The 21,815-nt window shown below is 65.8% G+C and carries 25 protein-coding genes; 16 read left to right on the top strand and 9 right to left on the bottom strand.

Translation table 11 applies throughout. The features are described from left to right. Entirely contained in the window at positions 1–1,614 is a 1,614-nt protein-coding gene (locus tag AC1Q7F_RS09000; protein WP_492505899.1) for a glycosyltransferase family protein, read from the top strand. Here AC1Q7F_RS09000 and AC1Q7F_RS08995 read toward each other — a convergent pair. The 3 genes from AC1Q7F_RS08995 to AC1Q7F_RS08985 all read right to left on the bottom strand — a co-directional run bounded on the left by AC1Q7F_RS08995 (position 1,611) and on the right by AC1Q7F_RS08985 (position 4,698). Further along, on the bottom strand, positions 1,611–3,131 hold the full coding sequence (locus AC1Q7F_RS08995) for a methyl-accepting chemotaxis protein (RefSeq protein ID WP_492505897.1): 1,521 nt from the start codon (positions 3,129–3,131) through the stop codon (positions 1,611–1,613). The genes AC1Q7F_RS09000 and AC1Q7F_RS08995 overlap by 4 nt on opposite strands. Before the next feature lie 196 nt (positions 3,132–3,327). After that, a complete protein-coding gene (locus AC1Q7F_RS08990) occupies positions 3,328–4,020 on the bottom strand; it encodes an ATP12 family chaperone protein (protein WP_492505895.1) in 693 nt (230 codons plus the stop codon). Between the two features lie 6 nt (positions 4,021–4,026). Beyond that, complete coding sequence (locus AC1Q7F_RS08985) at positions 4,027–4,698, bottom strand: HAD-IA family hydrolase (RefSeq protein WP_492505893.1); 672 nt, start codon at positions 4,696–4,698, stop codon at positions 4,027–4,029. A gap of 85 nt (positions 4,699–4,783) precedes the next feature. On the opposite strand from AC1Q7F_RS08985, the gene AC1Q7F_RS08980 reads away from it, so the two are divergent. Continuing rightward, a complete protein-coding gene (locus AC1Q7F_RS08980) occupies positions 4,784–5,176 on the top strand; it encodes a type II toxin-antitoxin system RelE/ParE family toxin (RefSeq protein ID WP_492505891.1) in 393 nt (130 codons plus the stop codon). A 2-nt stretch (positions 5,177–5,178) separates the two neighbouring features. Next, positions 5,179–5,475 (top strand): helix-turn-helix domain-containing protein, encoded by a 297-nt coding sequence (locus tag AC1Q7F_RS08975; protein ID WP_492505889.1) that lies wholly within the window; start codon positions 5,179–5,181, stop codon positions 5,473–5,475. Positions 5,476–5,487: 12 nt separating this feature from the next. On the opposite strand, the gene AC1Q7F_RS08970 is transcribed toward AC1Q7F_RS08975, so the two are convergent. The 3 genes from AC1Q7F_RS08970 to AC1Q7F_RS08960 are packed head-to-tail and all read right to left on the bottom strand — an operon-like array spanning position 5,488 to position 7,771. Further along, positions 5,488–6,516 (bottom strand): RluA family pseudouridine synthase, encoded by a 1,029-nt coding sequence (locus AC1Q7F_RS08970; RefSeq protein ID WP_492505887.1) that lies wholly within the window; start codon positions 6,514–6,516, stop codon positions 5,488–5,490. Continuing rightward, on the bottom strand, positions 6,513–6,893 hold the full coding sequence (gene crcB / locus AC1Q7F_RS08965) for a fluoride efflux transporter CrcB (RefSeq protein WP_492505885.1): 381 nt from the start codon (positions 6,891–6,893) through the stop codon (positions 6,513–6,515). Before crcB ends, AC1Q7F_RS08970 begins: the two co-directional genes overlap by 4 nt. Beyond that, positions 6,890–7,771: a hypothetical protein gene (locus AC1Q7F_RS08960; protein WP_492505883.1), complete on the bottom strand. Its 882-nt coding sequence runs from the start codon at positions 7,769–7,771 to the stop codon at positions 6,890–6,892. Before AC1Q7F_RS08960 ends, crcB begins: the two co-directional genes overlap by 4 nt. A gap of 66 nt (positions 7,772–7,837) precedes the next feature. Here AC1Q7F_RS08960 and AC1Q7F_RS08955 point away from each other — a divergent pair, with 66 nt between their 5' ends. After that, positions 7,838–8,317 (top strand): glutathione peroxidase, encoded by a 480-nt coding sequence (locus AC1Q7F_RS08955; RefSeq protein WP_492505881.1) that lies wholly within the window; start codon positions 7,838–7,840, stop codon positions 8,315–8,317. Positions 8,318–8,590: 273 nt separating this feature from the next. Here AC1Q7F_RS08955 and dgt read toward each other — a convergent pair whose 3' ends face one another. Continuing rightward, a complete protein-coding gene (gene dgt, locus AC1Q7F_RS08950) occupies positions 8,591–9,913 on the bottom strand; it encodes a dGTP triphosphohydrolase (protein ID WP_492505879.1) in 1,323 nt (440 codons plus the stop codon). A gap of 104 nt (positions 9,914–10,017) precedes the next feature. Here dgt and erpA point away from each other — a divergent pair, with 104 nt between their 5' ends. From erpA to AC1Q7F_RS08925, 5 genes are all read left to right on the top strand, one after another. Then, a complete protein-coding gene (erpA, locus tag AC1Q7F_RS08945) occupies positions 10,018–10,398 on the top strand; it encodes an iron-sulfur cluster insertion protein ErpA (RefSeq protein WP_492505877.1) in 381 nt (126 codons plus the stop codon). Positions 10,399–10,525: 127 nt separating this feature from the next. Next, complete coding sequence (locus tag AC1Q7F_RS08940) at positions 10,526–11,305, top strand: exodeoxyribonuclease III (RefSeq protein ID WP_492505875.1); 780 nt, start codon at positions 10,526–10,528, stop codon at positions 11,303–11,305. A gap of 86 nt (positions 11,306–11,391) precedes the next feature. Next, entirely contained in the window at positions 11,392–13,413 is a 2,022-nt protein-coding gene (locus AC1Q7F_RS08935) for a multicopper oxidase family protein (protein ID WP_492505873.1), read from the top strand. Between the two features lie 94 nt (positions 13,414–13,507). Further along, positions 13,508–13,807, top strand: a complete 300-nt coding sequence (locus AC1Q7F_RS08930; RefSeq protein ID WP_492505871.1) for a hypothetical protein — start codon at positions 13,508–13,510, stop codon at positions 13,805–13,807. Positions 13,808–13,881: 74 nt separating this feature from the next. Beyond that, positions 13,882–14,961, top strand: coding sequence for an isoaspartyl peptidase/L-asparaginase family protein (locus tag AC1Q7F_RS08925; RefSeq protein WP_492505869.1), 1,080 nt, complete (start codon positions 13,882–13,884; stop codon positions 14,959–14,961). 6 nt (positions 14,962–14,967) lie between these two features. On the opposite strand, the gene AC1Q7F_RS08920 is transcribed toward AC1Q7F_RS08925, so the two are convergent. Further along, on the bottom strand, positions 14,968–15,792 hold the full coding sequence (locus tag AC1Q7F_RS08920; protein ID WP_492505867.1) for a cell envelope integrity EipB family protein: 825 nt from the start codon (positions 15,790–15,792) through the stop codon (positions 14,968–14,970). A gap of 270 nt (positions 15,793–16,062) precedes the next feature. Here AC1Q7F_RS08920 and AC1Q7F_RS08915 point away from each other — a divergent pair, with 270 nt between their 5' ends. From AC1Q7F_RS08915 to AC1Q7F_RS08890, 6 genes are all read left to right on the top strand, one after another. Continuing rightward, positions 16,063–16,827 (top strand): GGDEF domain-containing protein, encoded by a 765-nt coding sequence (locus AC1Q7F_RS08915; protein ID WP_492505865.1) that lies wholly within the window; start codon positions 16,063–16,065, stop codon positions 16,825–16,827. Positions 16,828–16,876: 49 nt separating this feature from the next. After that, on the top strand, positions 16,877–17,707 hold the full coding sequence (locus AC1Q7F_RS08910) for a helix-turn-helix transcriptional regulator (protein WP_492505863.1): 831 nt from the start codon (positions 16,877–16,879) through the stop codon (positions 17,705–17,707). Between the two features lie 163 nt (positions 17,708–17,870). Continuing rightward, positions 17,871–18,017, top strand: a complete 147-nt coding sequence (locus AC1Q7F_RS08905) for a hypothetical protein (protein WP_492505861.1) — start codon at positions 17,871–17,873, stop codon at positions 18,015–18,017. Positions 18,018–18,086: 69 nt separating this feature from the next. After that, positions 18,087–18,920: a DUF4198 domain-containing protein gene (locus AC1Q7F_RS08900; RefSeq protein ID WP_492505860.1), complete on the top strand. Its 834-nt coding sequence runs from the start codon at positions 18,087–18,089 to the stop codon at positions 18,918–18,920. A gap of 11 nt (positions 18,921–18,931) precedes the next feature. After that, positions 18,932–20,116 carry a DUF4331 family protein gene (locus AC1Q7F_RS08895; RefSeq protein WP_492505858.1) on the top strand — a complete coding sequence of 395 codons (1,185 nt, stop codon included), beginning with the start codon at positions 18,932–18,934 and terminating at the stop codon, positions 20,114–20,116. A gap of 89 nt (positions 20,117–20,205) precedes the next feature. After that, positions 20,206–20,562 (top strand): group III truncated hemoglobin, encoded by a 357-nt coding sequence (locus AC1Q7F_RS08890; RefSeq protein WP_492505856.1) that lies wholly within the window; start codon positions 20,206–20,208, stop codon positions 20,560–20,562. A gap of 62 nt (positions 20,563–20,624) precedes the next feature. Here AC1Q7F_RS08890 and ssb read toward each other — a convergent pair whose 3' ends face one another. Beyond that, on the bottom strand, positions 20,625–21,188 hold the full coding sequence (ssb, locus tag AC1Q7F_RS08885; protein WP_492505854.1) for a single-stranded DNA-binding protein: 564 nt from the start codon (positions 21,186–21,188) through the stop codon (positions 20,625–20,627). A gap of 183 nt (positions 21,189–21,371) precedes the next feature. Here ssb and AC1Q7F_RS08880 point away from each other — a divergent pair, with 183 nt between their 5' ends. Next, positions 21,372–21,731, top strand: a complete 360-nt coding sequence (locus AC1Q7F_RS08880; RefSeq protein WP_492505852.1) for an MmcQ/YjbR family DNA-binding protein — start codon at positions 21,372–21,374, stop codon at positions 21,729–21,731. The last annotated feature ends 84 nt before the right edge of the window (positions 21,732–21,815 follow it).

Here is a 21,815-nt window from a genome sequence, read left to right as displayed (position 1 = left end):
ATGGCCCTTTCTTCCGCAAAGCAGGCAGGGACCGCACCGTTCTGGGATGGGGTGGCGCAGGCGGCGCTGGCCGCTTCGCTGCTGTTTGTGGCCGCCACCTTCAAGCATTACGGCATCACTTGGGACGAACCGCTGCATCTGGAGAACGGATGGCGGGCGCTGGACTGGTACCTGTCGCTGGGCGAGGACCAGCGGGTACTCGGCTTCCAGAACCTCTATCTCTATGGCGCGCTGTACGACACGGTGACCGCCGCGGCGGGCGCCCTGCTGCCGTTCGACGCCTATGAGACGCGGCGGCTGATCGGCGGGCTGGTGGGCGTGGCCGGATTGGCCGCCGTGCGGGCCCAGGCCCGGATGCTGGCCGGCCCGCGCGCCGGGGCGCTTGCCGTCATCCTGCTGCTGCTGACCCCGGAATGGGTGGGCCAGGCCTTCGCCAATCCCAAGGATGTGCCGTTCGCCACAGCCGCCGCCTGGATGGCCTTGTTCCAGATCCGCCTGATCCGCGACCTGCCGCGGCAGAAGGCCGGGACGTTGATGGCCTATGGACTGGCGTTCGGGGCGGCACTGGGCATCCGGGTCGGTGGGGTGGTGCTGATCGGACCGCTGGGCATCGCCTGCCTGTATTGGCTGGCCTTGCGGTTCCGCCAGCGCCCGCCGGCAACCGCCCTGTGGGAAGGGCTGACGGCCGCCGCCCGCCTGATCCCGGCCTTCGCCCTGGCCTGGCTGATCATGCTGGCCTGCTGGCCCTGGGCACAGGTGGAGCCGCTGTCCCGCCCGCTGGAAGCACTGGCCGGATTCTCCCATTTCCCGCTATCCTTCAGCTTCCCGTTCGCCGGCCGGACCCTGGTGACCACCGATCTGCCCTGGTGGTATGTGCCCGTGGCGTTTGGGGTGAAGCTGCCGGAAATGACGCTGCTGGGCCTGGGCATCGCCGCCTTCATGGGCGTCCGCGCCCTGCGGCAACCGTTGTCGCTGCTGCCGGAACGGGTGGGGCTGGCGGCGGCGATCCTGCTGCCGCCGCTGATCGTCGTCGTGACCGGTGCGGTACTCTATGACGGCATCCGCCATCTGCTGTTCCTGCTGCCGCCTTTGTCGGTGGCGGCCGGCATCGGGCTGGATCGACTGGCCGACCGGCTGCGCAGCCCCGCCGTGACCAGGCACCTGCCCCAGGCCACGCGGGTGGCCGGTGCCCTGCTGGTGGTGTGGGTGGGCTGGCAGGGGTTGACCATGGCCCGTCTGCATCCTTATCAGGCCATCTGGTACAACGTCCTGGCCGGCGGCGTCAGCGGGGCGGAGGGCCGGTTCGAGCTGGATTACTGGGGCAGCCCCCTGTCGGAAGCCGCCGAACGCCTGCGCAACCTCATCGTGTCGGAGGAAGGCGGCGGTGCCATCGCCCATCCCTATCGTGTGCGCATCTGCGGGCCGCATGACAGCGCCCTGCACTTTCTGCCACCCACCTGGAAGGCCCCGGCTGACGGCCAGGGCAAGGCCGATTTCTACCTGTCCTTCACCCGCGGCAGTTGCGGCCCGGTACCGGCGGGACGCGAAGTGCTGCGGGTGGAACGGATGGGCGTGACGCTGGCCTATGTACTGGATCTGCGGAACGCGGATTAGAAACCCGCACTCCCCCTCTCGGCCGGCATCGGCTCGTGTTGCAAGCGATCAAGCTGGGCCACGACCCGCTCGGATGCCTCTTCCACCCGCGCGATCTCTTTCATCGCCCCGTCCAGATCGCCGGCGGTAAACAGTTCCACGGCCCGGATGCCATGTTCATGCACCGACCGGTGGGGCGCCTCCAGCCCGGCGAAGGCGGGATGGTTGCGCAGCGGCAGCGACCCGGCACCGTAATACCATTTGCCCAGGCGGCATGATTCATGACGGGCCAGTTCGTCGGCCTTCAGCGTCTGCAGCCCCACGACCATGTCGGCCAGACGCTTCTTCCACATGATGTGGTCGACCTTGGCGATCTTCACAATCTTGTTGGGGATATCCTGCTTCATCAGGTCGGACAATTGCTTGCCCAGCAGTGATTCCACCCCCTTGGTGGCCTCCACATTGCGCATAATCGATCGGCTGTTCTTCGCCGCCCGGTCGGCAATGTCGGTCACGCCCTGCGCCACCTCCTGCGCTGCGGCCGTCTGCTGCTGCAGGATGGCCGCAATCTCCGCCATGCGCTCCGTCGTGGTATCGACCCTGTCGGTGACATCATTGATGCGGGCCGTGACCTCGCGCATCTGCTCCTGCCCTGTGGCCACCGCGCGCGTCCCCTCCTGCATCGAACCGACGATGGCCCCCATCTCGGCGCGCAGATGCGCCAGGCGGGCGCGGATATCCTCCGTGGCGCGCGCCGTCTGGTTGGCCAGGCTCTTCACTTCCGAGGCGACGACCGCGAAGCCCTTGCCCGCCTCGCCCGCCCGCGCCGCCTCGATCGTGGCGTTCAGGGCCAGCAGGTTTGTCTGCGCCGCGATGGCTTCGATGCTGGCCAGGATGTCCTGGATGCGATCCGACGCTTCGGACAGTTCTGACACGCGGGCGGCGCTGTCGGTCACGGCCCTGGCGATGGCATCCATGCCGCGCACCGCGTTGGCAACCGCCCCGCGCCCCCCCTCGGCCACGTCATGCGCTTCCGCAGCGAGCCGGGCGACATCCTGGCTGCGGGCAGAAATCTCGTTGACCCCTGCCACCGTCTCCTCCGTCGCCGCCGCGATGGCCTGGGCCTGGGTATCGACGGCCTGCAGCTGCCCCACCATTTCGGCATTGGCGATGGACGCGTCGTTGATCGCAGTCGCCACATCGACCGTACGATCCATCAGGCCGGAGAAAAAGCTTGATTGATCGGTCGCGCCGGCCCCATTGGCCTGCGTCGTTCCAGCGGGCGCCAGCAAGGTCGCCAACGCCTGCGACAGCACCCGGCCCAGCGCCCGGACACCATCCGCCGCCGCCGCGGGACGCCAGCGGGACGTCGCGATCAGGGCGACGGAAAGCTCGGCCTGGGCCGTGGCGAACGCGGACGCGGCCAGGGCTGGCGACTGCCCCGATGCCCGGAACAGCGCCGCAATCTCCGCGCGCTGCTCCGCCGTTGCACGCCCATCGACAAGCGAGCGTAGCGCGGCGATATCCAATGTCGCCACACCAAGATGACGATGGAGAAGAGGGAGGGCCTGATCCAAAACATCGCCCACACGCGCCAACACGGCGCGATCATCACCAGTCAACATCCCCACCATTCCCCCGATTAAGCATTACTTTGCAAGCAATCGCTTGTATCAGGTTCGACATGGACTGAAAATCCCGCCTGACCTTTTGCGCAGCGCAATAATTGATGCTTCAGCGCAGCAATTCCAGGAAGCGCACGGTATGGGCCAGGTCGGCGCGCTGGATGGCGCGCCGGTCGGCCGCCTCATAATCCTCGCCCCATTTCTCGATCTGGAAATTCTCGTCCAGCTGCGCCAGGTCGAACGCCTGCTCCGCCGTCAGATGCCCGTCGACCAGGGCCAGCGACACCAGCAGCGAACCGGTGATGCCGATGATATTCTGCAGCGCCGTCAGCCGCCATTCATCCAGCTCATCCACCCCCGCCCGCAATGCCTTCAAGGCATCTACCGGCTGGGCGCGATGGATGATGCCGCTGGTGACCAGCAGTTGCGCGTCATAGCGCCGCGCCGCCCAGTCCAGCAGCGGGTTCCACAGTCTGGCCTGGCGCTCCACCAGCTCCGCCGGCTCGTCCGCGCGGTAACAGACCAGCTCGCTCTCGCCATAGACGGCCGATGCCGCCGCGACTGCGTCCATGCGGCCGCGCACCCCGTCGATGCTGGTGCTGGCCAGCTGCGTCAGGGGCATGGTGGCGGGTTTCACCTCCTCCCCCTGCGCCGCCCATTCCGCGGCGATGGCCTGGGCCAGCGCGCGGGTGGGCACCACCAGCGGCAGCTTGGCCGGCGTGCGCACCGGCTTGGCGTCCAGCGCCACGGAGAAACCGTCCGCGGCCTCGATCACCGCCACCTGCTTGTAGAAACGCTTCATCACCGATCAACCCTTGTCCAGCAGACCCGCCACCGCATCCGGCAGGGCCGCGTAATCATGCACCAGACGGTCGGCCCCGGCCGCCAGCAACTCCGCCCCCTCATGATATCCCCAGGACACGCCGACGGAGCGCACGCGGGCGTTGCGGGCCATCATGATGTCAAAGCTGGTATCGCCGATGACCACGGTGCTGGCCGCATCCGCCCCGCTTTCGGCCAGGGCGGCATAGACCATGTCGGGGCTGGGCTTGCCAGCCACCCGGTCGCTGGTCTGCAAGGTGACGAACCGCGCCGTCAGGCCGTGATGCATCAAGGTGGCATCCAGCCCCCGACGGCTCTTGCCCGTGGCCACGCCCAGCACGAACCCCGCCGCCTCCAGCGCGTCCAGGGCCGCAACCGTCCCCTCGAACAGCGGCTCCGGATGCGTGCCGGCCAGCCGGTTGCGCTGGAAGGCCTGCCTATAGGCCTCCGATATTTCCTCATGCGCATCGATGCCCAGCGCCGGCGCCAGCCGCGCCACCGCCTCGACCAGCGGCAACCCCACCACCCGGCGCACCTCGCGCGCCGGCGGCGGCACCAGGCCATGCGCCGCGAATCCCGCCGCCATGGCGGCGATGATGGCATGCTGGCTGTCGACCAGCGTGCCGTCACAATCGAACAGGGCGAGCTTAAGGGACATGGAGACCTTGGACCGACGGGAACGCCGCGATTAGCTACTACCAGTTCACCGGGGAGTCGAGGGGCTGGCGACCGCCGGACCTTATATGGTACAGTCCATGAAAATGAGCCCGGCCGAGCCAAAACGCCTGATCGCCAGATTCTTCCAGACCCGCGCGGGTAGCGTGCCGGTCCGGGAATGGCTTGCTGACATGCCACGGGAGGATCGGCGTGTCGTCGGCGCCGACTTGGCCAGGGTGGAACTGGGCTGGCCCATCGGCATGCCGACATGCCGCGCCCTGGGCAAGGGATTGTGGGAAGTCCGTTCCACTATCCGCCAGGGCCGGGTTGAGGTGCGCGTACTTTTCCACATCGATGGCAGCGCCATGGTCCTGCTTCACGGCTTTCTGAAATCACCCAGCCGTCAAGATCATGACATCAGCATTGGACGTGACCGGCTGGCCGACTATCTGTCCCGAAAGGACCCCAAAGGATCATGAGCATGAGCAGCGATCTATCCCCCATCGCCGGCACCTTGGAAGAGTTCCTGGAAGAAACCGGGGATAAGGAAGCCGTCTATGATCACGCCGTGAAGCAGGTGCTGGCCTGGCAGTTCGAAAAGGCTCGTCTGGCCCAGGGCATGACGAAGGAAGCTCTGGCCAACAGCATGCAGACCAGCCGCTCACAGGTAAACCGCATCCTGGATCCCGAACATCTGGCCGTCTCCCTGGAAACGTTGCAGCGGGCGGCGCAGGCGCTGGGCAAGCGGCTGCATATCGAACTGGTGGATGGGGCCTGACAGCCCCTCTCCTCAATCCAGCGCTGCGAACGGATCGTCCTTCAGGTTCATGCTGAACCCGAAATAATCCCAGGCCGCCCTCATATGTTCGGGAAGCGGAGCGGTGACGTCGATGGTGCCGCCGCGCGGGTGCGGGATGATGATGCGGCGTGCATGCAGGTGCATCTGCCGCTTCATGTCCGCCCCGTCGATAAACGCCTTCTGACCCGCATATTTGCCATCGCCCAGGATCGGCGTGCCGATGGCATCCATATGCACGCGCAACTGGTGCGTGCGGCCCGTGCGCGGCCACAGCGCCACGAAGGCGGCCTTGCGGTGGGCGTGCTCCAGCACATTGTAATAGGATTGGGCGCGCTGGCCGTTGCGCTGATCCACCATCATGCGCTCGCCACCCGCCGACATCTCCTTGGCGATGGAAAGGTCGATGCGGCCCTGATGGGGTTCCGGCACGCCAACCGTGATGGCCCAATAGATCTTGCGTGCATCGCGGCCGCGGAAACTTTCGGTCAGGCGCGAGGCGGCGAAGCTGTTGCGGGCCAGGACCAGACAGCCACTGGTATCCTTGTCCAGCCGATGGACCAGCTTGGGCCGCCCCTCGGCATCGAATTTCAGCAGGTCCAGCATGGCGTCCAGATGCTTGGCCTGGCCGGTGCCGCCCTGTACCGCCATGCCGGCCGGCTTGTCCAGCACGATGACGTCGGCATCGCGGTACAGCACGCAGGCGCGCAGCGCCGCCACTTCCTTGTCGCTGAACAGCGGCTTGCGGGGCGCCTCCTCCACCGCATCGGGCGCCACCGGCGCCGCGTCGGGCAGCGGCGGGATGCGCACGCTCTGTCCGGGCGCCAGGCGGGTGTTGGCGTCGGCGCGCTTGCCATCCACCCGCACCTGTCCCGTGCGCAGCAGCTTTTGCAGCGCGCCATGGCCCACTGTCGGGAAATGCCGCTTGAACCACCGGTCCAGGCGCACATCAACCTCGTCCTCGGCCACCAGCCTCGTCTCTACGATCTTTGCGGGACCGCGCGCATCACCGGCATCGCTCATGCCGTCACCATCCGTACCAGATAAAGCCCGGCGAACAGGCCGCCGATGCCGACAATCAGGGACGACAGCACATAGGCCGCCGCCAATCCGACATCCCCCCGTTCCAGCATCGCCGCCACATCGAGAGAGAAGGTGGAGAAGGTCGTGAACCCGCCCAGGATGCCGACCGTCAGGAAGGCGCGAACCTCTGGCGGGGGCGACCAGGCATGGGCCATCAGCCCGACCAGCAATCCCATGACGAAGGAACCGACGATATTGACCGTCAGCGTCGCCCAGGGAAAGCCCGTGCCGAACAGCCGACCGAACCACTGTGCTGTCAGATACCGCGCCACGGAGCCGAACGCACCACCGATTGCGACATAGATGACCATCTTCATGATGTGCCGACCCCGAATATCCAGCCCTCGAGCCGGGCGATGTCCGGTGTCATGGCCGCCGGCGCCCAGGCCGATGCATTCCCCGCCAGCCGCGACAGCCCAGCCGCGGTGATGATGGCATCCCCGATATGATCGTCAAACTGTTCCGGCAACTCCGGCGACAGGGTGCAGCCGAAATGCGCCACCGCCGCCACCATCGCCGCCCGTCCGGTGATCTTCCGCACCCCGCCCAGGGCCTGCTTGCGGAACAGGGTGGGATAGATCTCCATCACTACGCTCTGACCCGGTACCGGCGCCTGCACCGGCCAGATGGCCAGACGGTCGCCCAGCAGCCCGCGCAGATACCGCAGCGTGCGCATGCCGGCCAGCGATGCCTTGCCCACCTGCTTGGATGCCGCCGCCAGCTTGAACAGCGATACCGGCGTCCCCGCCCCGGTCTGGGCCGCCACGATCTCCACCCGCCGCCGCTTGGTCGATCCGTCACCCCAATGGGCGGGCGTCGGCCCGTCGATCCAGAAGCTGGGCGCCAGACGCGGGTCGGCAATGGCGGCCCCGGCGAAATGATCCTCGCCACCCCCGCCCGCCTGCTCCACCAGGTCCCAAAGCCCGAACATGTCCGTCACATCCGGCACGCGGCCGTCCAGATAGCCCACGCCGTCCACCCAGGGCATGGCGAATCCGAAATCGAACCCGGCCAGCACACAGGCCCCACCGCGCACCTGTGCCGCGATCCAGTCCGCCGCCTCCCGCCGACCCCAGAAGCGGTCGGCGGGCCGGACGGGCCGCACCAGACCGCCGGGATCACAGGCGGCCACGGCCACGGCGCGGGCCTGCTGCGCCCCGGTCCAGTCGATGCCGACGAAAAGGTCGTACCCCATCCCCACCCCGCATTGCCAAACACCCCGCCCCATCGCATGATCGCGCCAACAATCGGGAGGGCTTTCATGACCAGCATCTATGATTTCACCGCCAGGACGCTCGATGGCAAGGATGTCTCACTGGGCGACTGGCGGGGCAAGGTGCTGCTGATCGTGAATACCGCCAGCAAGTGCGGCTTCACCTATCAATATACCGGGCTGGAGGCGCTGCACCGCGACTATGCGGCGCGCGGGCTGGTGGTGCTGGGCTTCCCCTGCAACCAGTTCCGCCAGCAGGAGCCAGGCGACGCCGCCGAAATCGCCAATTTCTGCTCGCTAACCTATGATGTCAGCTTCCCCATGTTCGCCAAGATCGACGTGAACGGCGACAATGCCCACCCGCTCTACACATGGCTGAAGACCCAGAAGCGCGGCTTCCTGGGCACCAGCGGCATCAAATGGAACTTCACCAAGTTCCTGATCGACCGCTCCGGCAAGGTGGTGGGCCGCTTCAGCCCGACGACGAAGCCGGAAGCGCTGACCGGGGCGATCGAGAAGCTGCTGTAAAGCTGGGTACCAAGCGACATTCAATAAGAGGGTGGCTAATGGCAACTTATCGCGAAATTGACGCTTGGGTTCGGTTGAACTACAACTTTGTGCCAAAAACCTGTTGGATCGCAGACGTAAAAGCTCATTTTGGCCTTACTCGAGGTCAAGCCCCCAATCGCATTAGTACTATAAGCAAGGTGCAACCTTGTCCACCCGACAAATGGGCTGCAATTGAGAAGGCACTCCGTCATTTTAGAATGATATGATCTTGTATCTTCCAAGCCTTGTGATTTACCCCGCGATCAACTGCGCCTGCCTTATCGCGAACCGGTCTGTCATGCCGGCGATATAATCCATCAGCGACCGGGTCCAGCCGGCCCGGTCATAGGGCACCTGCCGGATACCCGGCACCGTTTCCAGCAAGGAGGCGAAGCGGCGCGGCAGGTCGGCGCCCGGTCCCAGCTTTTCGCGCGCCAGCAACGCCTCGCCATAGGCGTTCAGCAGGGTGGTGACGGTGCGGGCCGCCACAATGTCGGTCTCACACCGCTGATGGCCGCGATAGATCTGGGTATAGGACACGTCGGAAATATCCTTCAGCGCGTCCGTGCGCTCGATCATCTTCAACAGCGGCCCCACCGGCTTGCCCTCCATGATGTCGGGCAGCTTGTCCAGGAAGGCGGCCGCCGCATCGGTGACCAGCCGGTCGATGGCACGGGCGCGCAGATAGATCAGGCGGCGATCCTCATCCTCGATCCCCTCATATTCCGCACGGTCCCAATCGATCAGCGGCTCCAGCAATTCCTCCGCATCGGCGAAGGACAGCATGCGCATCTTCACCGCATCCTCGATATCGACGACGGAGTAGCAGGCATCGTCCGCCGCCTCCACCAGATAGGCCAGCGGATGGCGGCACCAGCTGTCGCGGCCGGTGGGGATCAGGCCTAGCTCCGCCGCCACCTCCGCCATCAACTCCGTCTCGCTGCCCAGGAAGCCGTATTTGCGCTTGTGCGGCCGCTCCTCGCCTGCAAAGGCCGGGGCCGACCAGGGGTACTTGCCATAGGTGCCGAGCGTGGCCGCCGTCAGCTGCAGCCCGCCCTGCGCCCGCCAGCCCTGCAACCGGGTCAGGACGCGGAAACCCTGGGCATTGCCTTCGAAATTCGACAGCTCGTTGGCCTGCTGCCCGTCCACACCGGACAGGATTTCCCGCCCCAGCGGGGTGCCGGCGAACCAGTCGGAAATGATATCCTCGCCTGTATGCGCAAAGCACGGCGTGCCCAGATCATGGGCCAGGGCGCCGGCCGCCACGACATCGCCGATATCGGCGGCACTGGCCGGCACCCCATCCTGACCATAGCGCCGGATGATCTCAGCACCAGCCCAGCTGCCCAGCGAGCGGCCGACGCGGGCGGCCTCCATCGAATGGGTCAGGCGCGAACGGACATAATCCGACCCGCCGATGCCATGCACCTGCTGCTTGTCCGACAGGCGCCGGAAGCTGGTGGAGAAGGTGATACGGTCGATATCGATCTCATAGGCACTGCGATACGGCAGTTCCGGCGCCAAACCGTCCTTCGCCAGGCGCTTGCGGGACAACAGGGTCTGCCAACGCATCATCGCGATATCTCCAATGCAGGGCACGCCCGCTTTGACGGACGCGCCTTCGCCGCTTACATAGGGAGTAAGCGTTTGTCCAGTCGTTAACAGACAGGAACCATTCGATGACCATACTCAATTCCGCCGCCGAAGGCCCCGCCACCGTGCCGCCCGCCGGCCGTGCCATGACCTTGTCCGCCAGCGCCGCCCGCCGCATCGCCAAGCTGGCGGTACTGGAGGGCAATCCGGACCAGATGCTGCGCCTGACCGTATCGGGTGGCGGCTGTTCCGGCTTCCAGTACGGCTTCGCGTTTGACACCGTCACCAATGATGACGACCATGTCTTCACCCGCGACGGGGCGACGCTGGTGGTGGACGACGTGTCGCTGGACCTGCTGGGCGGGGCGGAACTTGACTATGCCGAAGACCTGATGGGCAGCTATTTCAAGGTCGTCAATCCCAATGCCGCGTCGTCCTGCGGCTGCGGCACCTCGTTTTCAGTTTGATCCCTCAGGCGCCGGGCGCCGCCATCCGGCGGCTCGGGCTTGTGCCGCACGTGCGGCGGGCCGCCAGTCGGCGGCCTCGACCGGGCATGAATATGTCCGATCGCTCAACGGATAAGGCAGCACCATCGTGAAGATCGCCACCTGGAACGTGAATTCCGCCAAGGCCCGCCTGCCCAACATCACCGAGTGGCTGGCGGCGGAAGCGCCCGATGTGGTGCTGTTCCAGGAGATCAAGTGCGAGACGGCCGCCTTCCCGGCCGGTGCCTTCACGGAATTGGGGTATGAGGTGCATGCCGTGGGCCAGAAGGCCTATAATGGCGTGGCGCTGCTGTCCAAGCTGCCCGTCACCGACCTCCTGACCCGTTTGCCAGGCGAGCCGGAGGACGAGCAGGCCCGCTATGTCGAAGGTACGGTGGCCGGCGTGCGCATCGCCAGCCTCTATCTGCCCAACGGCAATCCTGTGGAGAACGGCACCAGCGACAAGTATCGCTACAAGCTGCGCTGGATGGAACGGCTGCGCCAGCACGCGGCCGGGCTGCTGCAGAGCGGTCAGCCCGTCGTGCTGGGCGGCGACTATAATGTCATCCCGGCGCCGGAGGATGTGTACGATCCCGTCGGCTGGCGCGAGGATGCGTTGTTCCGGCAGGAGACGCGCCTGAAGTTCCAGGAAATTCTGGCGCTGGGCTATACGGAGGCGTTTCGCACCCTGCATCCGGGCCTGGTCCCGGCCTATACGTTCTGGGATTATCAGGCCGGTGCCTGGCCCCGGAATAATGGCCTGCGCATCGACCATTTCCTGCTGTCGCCCCGGGCTGCCGACCGCGTCGTCGCGTGTGAGATCGACAAGGGCCCGCGGGGCAAGGAAAAGGCGTCGGACCACACGCCCGTCGTGTTGACGCTGACCTGACGCAAATTATCACGGTTGCATCTGACATATGTCCTGAATTCTGTTATCCTCCGGGGCATTGGGGTTGCCGCGCGGGGGGGATGAATATGCGTCTGGTTCTGAACATGGGCGTGGCCGCCCTGTGCCTGTCGTTCGCCTCAGCCGCCCTGGCGGATGAGCTGCTGAACCCGCCCGACATGCGCAAGACTCCCGACGGCCAGTATGTGCTGATCGCGAAGACCGAGATCTATCCGTTCAACGGCACGCAGGTGCAGACCCGCAGCTTCGTGACGGAAGAGCTGCTGGTGACGCAGACCAAGGGCCCACCGGCAAAGCGCCTGGTCGCCCCCACCCTGCGCGCCCATCCGGGTGAGATCGTGCGCCTGCAGCTGCGCAACGACCTGACCCCCACCACCGCCCTGGAACTGCCCATACCCGGCTCCGACCGCAAGGCGGAGGAGAAGGAGGCCGGCGATTTCTATCCCGAATCGCCGAAGCTGGGCCACGGTCCCGGGTCCGGCACCTATGTCGATACGCTGCCGCACGGGTTCGACATCCTGAACCTGCACACCCACGGCCTGCATGTCTCCCCCCTGGGCAGCAGTGACAATGTGCTGCTGAACATCCTGCCGGCGGGCGCTACGGCCGGCGATCTGAAGAAGGCCTGCCATCTGGAAACTGACAAGGACGTGGCCCATCGCCATGTCTGCGTGGAGGGTTCCTTCGATTACGAATACAAAATTCCCGAGGCGCACCCGGCCGGTACCTACTGGTACCACCCGCACAAGCATGGGTCGGTGGCGATGCAGCTGGCCAGCGGCATGGCCGGCGCCCTGATCATCGAGGATGAGAGGCGTGGTATCGACAGCCTGCCCGCCGTGAAGCATGCCAAGGCCCATGACGGCGAACGCATCCTGGTCATCCAGGAGATCGAATATGTTACGTCGCCGACCTTCCCCAACGGCCCGGCCCAGAAGGCGCCCAACGCCGTCAACTGTTTCGCCACCTATGGCCAGACCATCTGCCAGGTCCTGGGCTATGAGTACCCGACCGGCTATAACCCCACCGCCAATGCCCAGTTCTCCGTCAACGGTCAGGTGAACCCCACCATCTCCATGGCACCGGGGGAGGCCATGCTGTGGCGGGTGATCAACACCACGGTCGGCAATGTCCAGCCCTTCTGCCTGGTGCCGGCCGCCGGCACGACGGCCGCCGTGCCCGGCGTCTATGCCCTGGCCGCCGATGGCGTTCCCATCCATCGCCCGCTGGTGCAGGGCGTGGTGGACCTGCCCTTCTCGCTGGGCAACCCCGTCTACGACCTGACGACAAAGACCGCCGGTACCGATGTCATCACCAATGAACTGGTGCTGATGGCACCCGGCCAGCGCATGGACCTGATGGTGCAGGCGCCGACGGCAGAGGGGCAATATCTGATCTATCAGGCGCCGGCTGCCAGCACCGCGTCTCCGACCACTGCCGATCCCAACCCCAATCCCACCACCAGTCTGTGCAGCGCCACACCGCCCAGCGGCACGCAAACGCTGCTGACCGTCAATGTCACCAAGGCGCGCAAGGGCAAGAAGCTGAACAAGGCCGTGCCCACGCAGACGGCCCTGAACGCTCTCTACACCCCTACCGATCTGGCGACGGCCAAGGATGTCCCCGCCGGCCCCACCCAGGGCGTGGTGTTCGGCTTCACCAACACCGAATATGCCCCGCCCACCATCGGCGGCGCGTCGGTGGTGAATGGCCGTCCCTTCAACCTGGAACGGGTGCAGCGCCGGCTGAAGCTGGGGCAGATGGACCGTTGGGGCGTGCAGAGCGCATCCGACACCCACATGTTCCATATCCATATCAATTCGTTCCAGATCGTGCAGCGCGGGGCCATCGCCTATGACTTCCCCGTCTGGCGTGACACGGCCCTGATCAACTGCGCGCCTGGTCCCGGCGGCTGCACCTTCCCGTTCGGCAATACCGCCCAGCCCAATGACAACCCGCCGGGCGGCAGCGGGGAGGTCTTGCAGTTCCTGTCCCGCGCCCTGGACTTCACCGGCCCCATGGTCATGCACTGCCATAACGTCAACCATGAGGATAATGGCATGATGGAGCTGCTGGAACTGGTGAGGTAAGCCTTCACCGCTGCCGCCAATTCCTTTCGCATGTGGAACCAAGCTGACGTACCGGTCGTTTCCCCCTCGTCCACGAAGACGAAAGGAGACAGCCATGACCGACGAAAGCCTGGTGCGGACACGCGCCTTTCAATTGTGGGAAATCAAGGGACGCCAGCCCGGATCGCTGAACAACTGCTTGGAGGAGGCGCGCCGCGAGTTGAACCAGCAAGCCGTGCGCGACAGCCTGGCCGGGGACGCCACCGCCCCGCCCAGTGCCCAGCTTGAACCCGGTCAGCTGTTCACCGATCCGGAAGAAGAGCGCGCCGACATCGACCGGCGCGGCCGGAGCATCGAGGTGGAGGCGGAGCCGAAGCTGATGCGGACGCAATCACAGGGCGTTGCCGAGGATTGATCCTTCACCCTGGTTCCCATCGATACGCCTTGGTATCAATGCCGACGGGATTCGATGTTTGGGAGAAGCCAGGAATGAAGCACCCGGTCCGCCTCGCCGCCCTGATGCTGCTGGCGCTGGGCCTGTCGGCCTGCGCCACGACCCCGGTACCGCCCAAAGCCGCCGCCCGCCCCGCCTGGGCGCTGGCCATCCATGGCGGTGCCGGGGTGATGGATCGGGAAACCATGGGGCCGGAAACGGAAGCCAGCTACCGCGCCGCCCTTCGGGCTGCCCTGGACCGGGGTCGCACCGTGCTGGAAAAAGGCGGCAGCGCGCTGGACGCCGTGGAGACGGTGGTGCGCGGGCTGGAGGATGATCCACAGTTCAATGCCGGCAAGGGGGCGGTCTTCACCGCCGATGGCCGCAACGAGCTGGATGCCGCCATCATGGATGGCAGCACCCTGAAGGCCGGCGCCGTGGCCGGCATCACCGGCACGAAAAACCCGATCAGTCTGGCCCGCGCCGTCATGGAGAAATCGCCCCATGTCATGCTGATCGGTGCCGGCGCGGAGAAATTCGGCCAGCAGGCCGGCGTTGAACAGGCCGATCCCGTCTGGTTTTTCACCGAACGCCGCTGGCAGTCGCTGAAGAAATCCCTGGCGGAACGTGGCCTGCCCGTCCCGCCGCGCCCGGCCGGCACAGGGCCGGAACCCGTCCCCCTGGCAGCCAGCCAGATGGCGTTCGAGGATCGCAAATACGGCACCGTCGGCGTCGTGGCGCTGGATAGTCAGGGCCATGTCGCGGCCGGCACGTCCACAGGCGGCACCACCGCCAAGCTCTGGGGCCGCGTCGGCGACGTGCCGATCATCGGGGCCGGCACCTATGCGAATGACACATCCTGCGCGGTGTCGGCCACGGGAACGGGCGAATATTTCATCCGCCTGGGCGTCGCACGCGCCATCTGCGATCTGGTGGAACTGAAGGGCCTGTCCTTACAGCAGGCCGCCGATCAGGTGATCCAGACACGGCTGAGCGCGCTGGGCGGCGATGGCGGCATCGTGGCCGTCGCACCCGACGGCCAGATCGCCTGGTCGTTCAACACGTCCGGCATGTACCGCGCCCGGCAGATGGCCGGAGGTCAGGCAGTAATCGGCATCTTCAAGGGCGAACCCTGAGCCTCCTCAACAGGGCGGCTTGATAGCCTTTTCCAGCGTCTCCAGTTCCATGGAGACGCGGAAATCGCCGTAATCGACCAGCATGGACCGGACGATGCCGTTCTCCTGCAACACCATGTTGGTCTCGTAATCGGGCAGCGGCTCACCCGGATTGATGGGGAAGAAGGCCAGCGACACCTGCCAGGCCTTGGCGGCCAGCAGGTCCACATCCTTCACCTTCATCAAAGCGGGGGATCGCAGCTTGCCGACGATGGTGTTCACCGGGCTGGCACCATCCGCCTCCGCCCCGTCGAATACCGGCACCGAGAACAGGTTCTCCGGCGACCCCGCCTGCTTCAGCACTCGCAGCGTATGGGCGGTGGGGAACATGGTGCCGGGCTTCAGCGGCATGGACCGCGTCTCCGGCTTGTCATAGCGGACATTGCCGCCGCCCCCGCCCTCCAGCGTGGCCCCGCCCGACAATTCCTCGTCCACCTCCCCGTTCACCAGCTTTCGTACATTGAACCGATAGGCGGAACCGTCCTTCGCCTCCCACGTCGCGTAATTGGTGATGAGGTTCATGTCCTCCCCCTCCGCATAGGAGAAGGCGACCTGGAAACGCTGGTCGATGGTCCAGCCATCGCAGGCATCGTTCCAGGAGAAGCTCATCTGTCCGCTGACATCGGTGATGCCGCTTTGCAGCCGCGCATGGTCCAGCTTCAGCCGGTAGGTGGCCTTGTGCGGGGCGATGTCGATGGCGGATCGGCCAAAGGTCGGCACGGCACCGGCCACAACCAAGGTCAGGGCCAGGGCGAACGCGGCGGTACGGCGCGAATGGGATTGGACGGTCACGTTGGGCACAAGCCTGGATCATGGCGAGGGTGCCTATCTTGCGCCCCCAGGCGCCCCGCCGCAACGCCCATTCGTGCCATACGCTGGTGTGACAAATCTGCTCGGCAGCAACTGCCAGCGTGCCCAGGCGTTCACCCGGCAAGAACTGCCGCCCGGCAGCTCCCCCATTGCCAGCGCTGAACACAAGCCAATGTTTTCAAAGGATATTTCTTCTGGCATGGCCATTGCTGATTGACCGGCAGAGCAACAGCCCGTTTGAGGGAGCCGACCATGAGCCCGTTCGATACCGTCCAGACCCGTCCGATGACGAAGTCCCGGGGACTGGAACGCGCCATGTCGTTCCCGTCCCAGCCTTCTCCCGCCGCCAACAGCCTGCAATCTCTGGCCCGCGCCGTCGCCGGCGGTCTGGGCGGGGCTGTGTCGCCCGATCTGGGCCCCGTCGCCCTGCCCGCCGACACCTATGTCTATCTGTTGCAGGACACGATCATGCGGCTGCGCGAGGCGGAAGCGAAGATCACGGAGCAGAAGGAACGGATCGAACATCTGGAAACCCTGTCCATGACGGACGAGCTGACCGGCCTGCTGAACCGCCGTGGCTTCGTCGATGCCTTCCGGCGCGAACTGGCCTCCTCCCGGCGCAACGGTGTGGGCGGCGTGCTGGTCATCATCGATCTGGACGGGTTCAAGGCGGTCAACGACACGCATGGCCATCTCTGCGGCGACTGGTACCTGCGCCAGGTGGCCCGCACCTTGACGGAGAATGTGCGCGCCCACGACATCGTGGCCCGCTTTGGCGGGGATGAGTTCGCGGTGCTGCTGACCCACACCGACCAGGCCCAGGGCATGGCCCGCGCCGACGCCCTGTCCGCCATCTTCAATGCCGCCACCTGCCAATGGCAGATGCTGAGTTTGGCGCTGCGCGGCAGCTTCGGGACCCAGGCCTATGGCCCGGGCGACCAGGAAGAGGACGTGATCCGCCGCGCCGACGCCGGCATGTACCGCGCCAAGCGCCAGGCCAGGGCGGCCGCTCGCTAGAGTGCGATCGGTTGAAACGGTATCGGGCGAGGCGTAGCATGGGTCCGCAATGCCCTATCGCGTCACCCCCCTTCTGACGACCGCCACCGTCCGCGTCCTGGACGCCGCCTGCTCTGGGGACTGCGACCACGATCCGGGCACCGATTGCGCCCCATCAACCTATCTGGCCTTCCCCTATCGTGGCCTGTACCAGCGCCATACCGGCGACGATGTCACGGTGGCCGAACCCAACCAGGTGATCATCTTCAATGCGGGCGAACCGTTCCGCATTACCCACCCCGTTCCGGGTGGTGATGCCAGCCTGTTGCTGTTCATCGACCCGGCGGTGTTGCGCGAACTGCCGCGGCCGGAGATGCTGTGTCCCGGTGATCCGGTGCGGTTCACAAGGTCGCGCCTGCGCATTGATCCGCGCGCCACGGCCCTGACCGCCATGCTGCGCTACAGCCTGCTGACCGACATCGCCGAACCGCTGGAGGCGGAAAGCCTGGCCCTGACCCTGGCGCAGCGTGCCCTGGGGCCACGCACATCGCACGTCACCGACGCAAGCTATGGGCAGCAGCGGCTGGTGGACCGGATCAAGCTGGCCCTGTCCGCCGACCTGTCCCGTCGCTGGACCCTGGCGGAGATCGCGGCGGAGGTAGGCGGCTCGCCCGTCTACCTGACCCAGCTGTTCCGGCAGGTGGAGGGGGTGCCGCTCTATCGCTACCAGACCAGGCTGCGGCTGGCCCGCGCCCTGGACCTGATCGCGGCTTACGAGGATTTGACGGATCTGGGCCTGGAACTGGGCTTTTCCAGCCACAGCCATTTCACCGCCGCCTTCCGCCAGGCCTATGGCCGCTCCCCCACCGAATTCCGGCAATCGGTGCTGAAGCGGCCGTAAGGCCGGCGACCGCCGGCCCGGCGCTCGTGCGCCGTAAGCCAAGGACGCGGATGCGTCCGCCCGGCGATTGAGGGAACAAGAAAAAACCTAAAGATTTCGACAGCGCGGGTTTTCTGTCCCTGGTTACATCCGGCCATCGCAACCGATGAACGGAACCCGGACCATGACCCAGAAGACCTGTGCCGCCTGTGACTGTGACCTGGACGATCAGCCGATCAAGGTGAAGATCGGCGGCCGCACCGTGGAAGTCTGCTGCGAGGATTGCGCCCGCAAGCTGAACGAAGCCGACATCTCAGCCCAGGGCGACTGATCGCTTCTGCACCCGGCCGGCGATACCGCCGGCCTTTTTTCTTAAAATTCAATTGGAAGGAACCACGCCATGGCGGGGCAAGGCGGCGCTTTGTCTTTCGGCATCCTGCTCCTCATGGGCATGCTGGCCACCCAGGCGGCCGATGCCCATGATTTCTGGATTCAGCCGCGATCGTTCCAGGCTGAACCGGGCCAGGCGCTGCCGGCCAATCTGATGGTCGGCGACCATGAGACGCGCCAGCGCTCCCCCATCCGGGAAAAGCGCATCCTGTCGCTGCGCAGCATCGGCCCGGCCGGCATCACCGACCAGCGCCCCCAGCTGTCGCTAGGTGCCACCGATGCCGATATGCACCTTTCCCTGGCCGGGACGGGTGCGCATCTCATCGTGCTGGAAACCAACCATGTGCCCATCACCCTGCCGCCCGACCGGTTCAACGCCTATATCCGCGACGAGGGGCTGACCCCGGCCATCGCCTGGCGCGCCGCACATGGTGAAACCGACCGGCCCGGCCGCGAACTCTATGGCCGCCGCGCCAAATCCATCGTCCGGCAAGGCACCGCCGATCCCGCCACCCGTGTCACGCAGCCCGTCGGCCTCAGCCTGGAGATCGTGCCGGAAATGGACCCGGCCCTGTTGGCACCGGGCCAGCCCCTGCCCGTCCGTGTCCTGTTCGACGGCCTGCCCCTGCCCGGTGCCCAACTGGTGCTGACCGACCTGCGCCCCGGCGGCGACGCGGTGGCCTGGCAGATGACCGACGATACCGGCCGCGTCAGCCTTGCCCTCCCCCACGCCGGCATCTGGCTGCTGAGCACGGTCTGGACCCGACCGCTGGCCGACCGCGCCATCGCCGATTTCGAGACCACCTTCTCCAGCCTGTCCTTTGACACCGGCACCAGCCCTTGAGGAGCCTTCCAATGCCCCGCATCCTGCCATGGCTTGCCGGTCCGGTTGCCCTGTCGCTGCTCCTGTCCCAAACAGCCCAGGCCTCCGACCATCTCGACACGCCAACGGTCATCGCCGATCCCCGCGTCGATATCGGCGACCTGTTTGCCTGGATGTCGCCCGATGCAAAGCGGCTTAACCTGGTCATGGCCATTGTCGGCCACGGTTTCGCCGATACTGTCGCCTATGAATTCCACATCGACAGCGGCAAGCGCTTTGGCGCGACCACCCGGTCCACCCGCATCACCTGCCGCTTCCCGCAACTGGGCAAGGTGGATTGCCAGTTGGGCCGCGACCGGGCCACGGGTAATGCCGGCGATGAACAGGGGCTCATATCCGCCAAGGGGCGGTTCCGCGTCTTCGCCGGCCTGCGTGACGATCCGTTCTTCAACAATGTCGTGGGCACCCGCAACGCCTATAAGGTGGCCCTGGCCGCCCTGAAGGCCGGCACCGAGGTCGATGAGGGCCACTGCCCAGCCTTCAGTGCCGAAACGGCATTGGAGATCCGGGACCGCTGGCGCCATGTCGATGCTGGCCCGCCATCGAACTTCCTGAAGGGTTGGACGCCCGCCACCCTGGTCATCTCCGTTGAGGTTGCTGCCGTCAATCAAGGTGGAGGCAAATTGGCCGTCTGGGCCACCACCGGCACGGCCGAAAGCTGGATCGACCGCATGGGTCGGCCCCTGACCGGCAACGCTCTGCTGGGCACGCTGACCGGGGCGGAGACCAGCAACCGCCTGAAAGAAGCCTATAACGCCGCCCGCCCCGCCGACTGGCCGGACTTCGCACCGGAGATCGCCCGCAATCTGGGGCTCTATGACGGATTCGACGGTATCTGCGGCAACGGCTTCCTGGCAGACCGGGACGCTCCACCCGCGCAGCGGTACGACGCCTTGGCCCGTCTGCTGGCCGACGACCGGCTATGGATCAACACCAAAAGCGGTGAGTGCCGGCATTTCGCCGCCGTCGAACGGGCCGCATTGGGTGGACAAGACGATCTGGCCGGCGATTGCGGTGGCCGCACGCCGAATGTCGATGCCGTTGATATCTATCGCTCTTTGCTGGTCACCGGCACCGAAACCGGTATCGATGACGGCATCGACCGGGACGAGAAGACCCATTCCGACAGCGCCTTCCCCTTCCTGGCTCGCCCGTGACAAAAGGCGCATCAGATAAACATGTATTTCATTTGCCTCTTTTTGGTTGCTCCCCCATCCTGATGACATCGCGACCAAAGAGACCCGCCATGGATGACGTGCAACTGACCCGGCTTGTGGAAGCCTTTTACACCAAGGTGCGGCAGGACCCCGACCTTGGCCCCGTCTTCAACGACACCATCACCGACTGGGACCATCATCTGAAACTGCTCGCCGATTTCTGGTCGTCGGTGATGCTGACCAGCGGGCGCTATAAGGGCAACCCGATGGGCGCCCATCTGCGCCATCGCGCGCAGTTGACGCCCGCCCGGTTCGAACGCTGGCTGGCCCTGTGGGAAGAAACGGCCCATGAGGTGCTGTCGGCCGATGACGCTGCCGCCATCCGCGCCACAGCCGGCCGCATCGCCCGCAGCCTGCAGATGGGCATCCAGTATATCGCGGCCTGACATGAAAAGGCAGCCCGGAGAGGATCCGGACCGCCCTTGTACAACCATGCCTGCCCGGCCGGTCAGAACGGGATTTCGTCGTCCAGGTCGGCCGCCGGGCTGGGGCGGCTGCTGCCACCACCGGACCCGCCGCGCGATCCACCGCCCCGGCTGCTGCTGCCGCCGCCATAATCGCCGCCGCCACCGCTGTAGGAACCACCGCCCCCACCGCCGTAGGAACCGCCCCCGCCGCCGGCATAGTCACCACCGCCGCCATAATCGCCGCCGCCGCCTTCACGGCCGTCCAGCAGCGTCAGCTCACCGCGGAACTGGCGCAGCACAACCTCGGTCGTATAGCGCTCCTGCCCCTGCTGGTCCTGCCATTTGCGGGTCTCCAGCTGGCCCTCGATATAGACCTTGCTGCCCTTCTTCAGGAACCGTTCGGCGATGCCCACCAGATTCTCGTTGAAGATGACGACGCTATGCCACTGCGTGCGCTCCTGGCGCTCGCCCGTGCCGCGATCCTTCCAGGTCTCCGACGTGGCGATGCGCAGGGTGCAGACCTTGCCGCCGTTCTGAAGCGACCGGACCTCCGGCTCCTTGCCCAGGTTGCCGATCAGGATGACCTTGTTGACGCTGCCCGCCATGCTGTCGCTCTTTCGCAAAAGGGTTCGACGGCGGAAGCCCTCAAGCCCCACCGGAATGGCCCGCAGCCTACACGCTGCCCCCTTGTCGTTTCTACAAGTTTAATGGGAACAATACAAGAACATTGCATTCCCCTTCCGGACAGGGCATGGTGTGCTCCGTCCCATGACCAACCGGACGCGGCCATGAATGACCAGCCCTTCGCCGATGCCGAACAGGCATTGAAGACCCACGCCCTCTCCCTGCCCGAGGCGGTGGAGGAATTCCCCTGGGGCGAACGCGTCATCAAGGTGCGGGGCAAAATATTCATTTTCGTGAACCATTACCAGGGTACCTTCCGGGTCAGCCTGAAACTGCCCCATTCCCGCGATTTCGCGCTGGACCTGCCCGGCGCCACCCCGACCGGCTATGGCCTGGGCAAGGCCGGATGGGTGACGTTCAGGTTCGAATCGGGGGACGGGATCGATGTGGAGCGTCTGTGCCACTGGACCCTGGAAAGCTATCGCGCCATCGCGCCCAAACGGCTTTCCGCCCAACTGGCATAAGGGACCCGCGCCAACGCGCCCTTTTCAAACCGGCAGTAACGCCTATCCTAACTGCACCGCAGCATGCACCCGCCCCACGGGCCA

This window comes from Niveispirillum sp. GW835-FHT14G11, from assembly GCF_058793615.1.
Note: the sequence above shows the minus strand (reverse complement) of the source record. Positions and strands in the feature narration are given on the sequence as shown.